This is a genomic window from Pseudomonadota bacterium (assembly GCA_030860485.1).
Lineage (GTDB): Bacteria > Pseudomonadota > Gammaproteobacteria > JACCXJ01 > JACCXJ01 > JACCXJ01.
The window spans coordinates 1-4,184 of record JALZID010000093.1; the positions used below are offsets into that span (position 1 = coordinate 1).

The following is a 4,184-nucleotide window of genomic DNA, read 5'->3' on the forward strand; positions in this document are numbered from 1 at the left end:
GTGTCCTGGGCGAGTACGGGCCCGATGCGATCGGCTTGGCGCTGCAAGAGGACAGCTCGCTTGAGCAGCTTCCCTCGCGCACGACGATTTACCGGGTGCTCGAGCGCCACGGCGCGCTCGATGGCACGCATCGGCAACGCCGTCCGGCGCCGCCGAAAGGCTGGCATCTGCCCGCTCTCGCCAAGGGCAAGGCCGAGTTGGACAGCTTTGACTTCATCGAGGACTTGAAGATCGCCGGGGGGCCGTTGTTCTCGGTACTCACCGCCACCAGCTTGCACGGGGCGCTGGCGGATGCCTGGGTGGTCGAGCATCCCAGCGCCAAGGCGACCCTCGAAGCCCTTACCGATCGCTGGCGCCGCGAAGGGTTGCCGACTTATGCGCAGTTCGACAACGATACCATCTTTCAGGGTGCGCACCAGTTCACCGACACGGTCGGCCGCGTGAGCCGGCTGTGTCTGGCCTTGCAGGTGATCCCGGTGTTCGCCCCACCCCGCGAGCACGGCTTCCAGAACGCCATCGAAGGCTTCAACGCCCTCTGGCAGAGCAAAGTCTGGCAGCGCCACCATTGCCCCGACCTCGCAAGCTTGGTGGCCGTTTCCGGACGCTACATCATCGCTTACCGCGTCAAAACGGCCACTCGACGAGAAGCCGCCCCCAACCGCCGCCGATTCCCCAAAGGGTTCAAGCTCAACCTCAACACCCCGCTCAAGGGAACGATGATCTACCTGCGTCGAAGCGACGACCAAGGCAACGTGCCTCTGCTTGCCCAAACCTTCCCTGTCGCTGAACACTGGGTTCATCGCTTGGTGCGCTGCGAGGTGGACTTCACCCATCAGCGCATCCGCTTCTACGCCATGCGCCGCCGCGACCCCCATCACCAGCCGTTGCTTCGCGAGTTACCTTACCTTCGTCCCAACAAACCATTTCAGGGGAAGCCATGAGCGTTCAATTAACGCTGAAACTTTGTCACGTCGATGTCAAACAAGTGTTCAACTAACGCTGAAACTTGCCCCCTTAGCCATGACTCGCTGTAAACCACAATTCGCCGTGACAAAGACAATTTTTAGAGGTGCCCATATGTGCCTTCCCATCGTGCACCTATTGCCGCCACGATCCGCCACGCTCATCCGTCAATGCATGTCGGGGGGACGGATCGCCCTGTCGAGGCCCGCGAAACGGTGGAGATCTCCGATGGTACCAGCAACCAAACGCTGCTTCCGGGCGGGTGAAGAGGCGTTGTCCTCTGTGAGCGCCGCGCGCAAGAACGCATCGGCCCACCGGAAGACATCGTTCCTGCGGATGGAACGCCGCAATCGCCGCATCCGCGCCCGCCGTTGATCGTCGCTCATGCGGCAGGCGCGGTGGATCGCGTCGGCCACACCCTCCGTATCGTAGGGGTTCACCAGCAACGCGCCTCTTCCGAGCTGAGCCGCGGCACCAGCGAACTCGCTCAGGATCAATACGCCTTCATCATCGATCGTGCACGCGCAATATTCTTTTGCCACGAGGTTCATGCCGTCCTTGAGCGGCGTCACCAGGGCGATGTCCGCGGCACGGTAGTAGGCGATGAGGTCAGTGGCACTGAGGCAGCCGAATACGTACCAGATGGGTAGCCAGTCGCCGGGCTGGGCCCACTCGCCGTTGATCGCGCCTACCAGCTCTTCGATCGCCGTCTTGAGCCTGAGGTATTCGGGGACATCGACGCGGCTCGGGACCACCACCTGGAGCAGCGACACCCGCCCCCGAAGCTCCGGGTGGCGGGCCAGCGCGTGCCTGAAGGCCCGCAAACGGCAAAGAATACCCTTGGTATAGTCGAGCCGATCCACACCCAAGATCAGTTTTCCTTCCGGGAGGTGATCGCGAAGCTCCTTGGCCTGGTCCGCGACTGCTTGAGTGGCGGCCCGCTTTACGAACGCGTTGTAGTCGATGCTGATGGGAAAATGCCCGATCCGCACCTGCCGATCCGAGGTGGTGGCCGTCAGCACCTGTCCCTTGCCCTGTATCTTGATCCCCTTGAGCAGAGACTGCAGGCATTGCACGAGATTGCGCCGGTCTCGCAAGGTCTGCAGACCGATCAGATCGCTTTGCAGCAAGCCTTGCAACAGTGCCGTTCGCCACGGGAGCTTCAGGAAGATGTCGAGCGGCGGAAAGGGGCTGTGCAGGAAAAACCCGATAGTCGACTGCACGCCGAGTTTCGCAGATCGGCGGCCACGTGCATGAGATGGTAATCGTGGATCCAGATGAGATCTTCCCCGGTCGCGGTCTCACGGATCGCCTCGGCAAACCGCCGGTTGACCTCGCGATAGCTCTGCCAGTACTGCGGGTCGAAATTGCAGAACGACTGCAGATCGTGGAACAGGGGCCAGAGGACCTCATTGGCGAATCCAGCGTAGAACCCCTCGACCTCCGCAGGACTCAACATCACGGGCCTGAGCGTATACCCGAAATGCTCGCCCGCCTGGGTCACCGCATGTACGAGGTCGCCGTCGCCGTTGCTGGTCCCAGGCCAGCCTATCCAGATCCCACCGCGCTCCTTTAGTACCGGGACCAGCGCGGTGATCAGCCCGCCCGAGCCGGGTTTTACACTCCATTGCCCCTCCGCGCCCGCCCCAAGCACCACCGGCAAGCGGTTCGATGCCACAATCAACCGGCTTCTCCTCTTAGCCTGGCTCAGCGCTCCGGCCCAGGAACCCGGCAAACGCTGGCCTTCTAATACAACCCCCTTCACGCTATCATCCCCTTCCCCTTCACCTTATCCCAACCCCATCGCCAGGTCAAAAAAGAATCCCGCCCGTGATGCCACATAGGGGGAGGGGGGCACCCCGAGGCGGGCAAAAGGGGAGGCATATGGGGGGAAAACCAATCATGCGCCGTAAGCCGAGATCCTCCGTATCGGCTGGACGGCACTCTTCATGCCGAGTTCGGCGAACTCTGACATAACCGCGCTCAGTCAGGGAGTTAGGGTGTGCGAGGGAAAGGGTACGGGTGTCCCATGGGGGCCGATTCGGTAACATTTTCCAGTCGAGGCTGTAAGGGTTGCAATACCCGGCAGCCAATTGCCGCGCAACCCATATGCCAGGCCAGGGGGGTGCTAGTGATGAGTATTCGTTACAACGGCGTAACAGTGATAAACTGATTGATCATCGATAGTATGGAGAAATACTGTGCGGTTCGGGCACGGTAGGCCTGGGACGGGGATTCACTCAACCTTCATTCCACTCATGCTCAAGTGAGCCCGCTGAAGTCTGTTCCAACGCGACCGTTTCGGGAACGACCGTTTCGGGAACGCCTGGGGGAGCCATCGAGGCATACCATCGCGGCGTGTGTGCGTCTATGAGGGACGGTAAACCTGCCGTCATCGTCACCGGCAGCGAGGGCGCCATCGGCTCGGCGCTCTGTCATGCACTCGAAGCGCGCTTTCGCGCGGTCCGGGTAGACCGTGATTGCAAGGACTGCGTCGCCGTCGATCTGGCTTCCGATGAAAGCGTGCGGCTGGGGCTCGCAGCGATCAAGGAGCAGCATGGCGATCGCATCGCTTCGGTGCTGCATCTGGCAGCCTATTTCGATCTCTCGGGGGAACCCAATCCCTTGTACGATGCCGTCAACGTGGACGGTACGCGCCGGTTGCTCGGCGCGTTGCAAGGCTTCGACGTCGAGCAGTTCGTGTATGCCAGCACCATGCTGGTCCACGCGCCGACCCGTCCGGGACTGCCGATCGCCGAGGACGCTCCGCTGGAAGCCAACTGGCCTTACCCGCAATCGAAGCTGAAAACAGAGGAGGCGATCCGCGAGCACCACGGTCGGATCCCATACGTGCTGCTGCGCATCGCCGGCATCTACAATGACCGCTGCGGCTCTGCCTTTCTAGCCCATCAGATCCGGCGCATTTACGAGCGCCACCTGGCCGCGCACCTGTATGCCGCGGACCCCGCGATCGGACAGTCTTTCATCCACATCGAAGATGTGATCGATGCCTTTGTGCGTCTGGTGGAGCGCCGCGAATCGCTCCCGGCCGAGCTTCCCTTGCTGGTCGGTGAGCCGCAGGTGATGAGCTACGAGGCGTTGCAAAACCGGCTGGCGTTTCTGATCCACGGCGAGACCGAATGGGAGACCCGGCAGGTGCCGGAATTGGCGGCCAAGGCCGGCGCTTGGCTCCAGCACAAGGCGGCGCTGCTCGTGCCGGA

2 protein-coding genes and 1 pseudogene are annotated in these 4,184 nt (G+C 62.0%); 2 read left to right on the forward strand and 1 reads right to left on the reverse strand.

Features of this window, described 5'->3' with window-relative positions:
- The coding region (locus M3461_05245; GenBank protein MDQ3773795.1) for a hypothetical protein at nt 1–941 on the forward strand (941 nt) is incomplete at its 5' end.
- Nucleotides 942–1,130: 189 nt separating this feature from the next.
- Here M3461_05245 and M3461_05250 read toward each other — a convergent pair.
- Nucleotides 1,131–2,674 (reverse strand): annotated as a pseudogene (locus M3461_05250) (trehalose-6-phosphate synthase).
- A 659-nt stretch (nt 2,675–3,333) separates the two neighbouring features.
- Here M3461_05250 and M3461_05255 point away from each other — a divergent pair.
- Nucleotides 3,334–4,184, forward strand: an 851-nt coding sequence (locus tag M3461_05255; GenBank protein ID MDQ3773796.1) for an NAD(P)-dependent oxidoreductase, incomplete at its 3' end; no start/stop codon positions are given.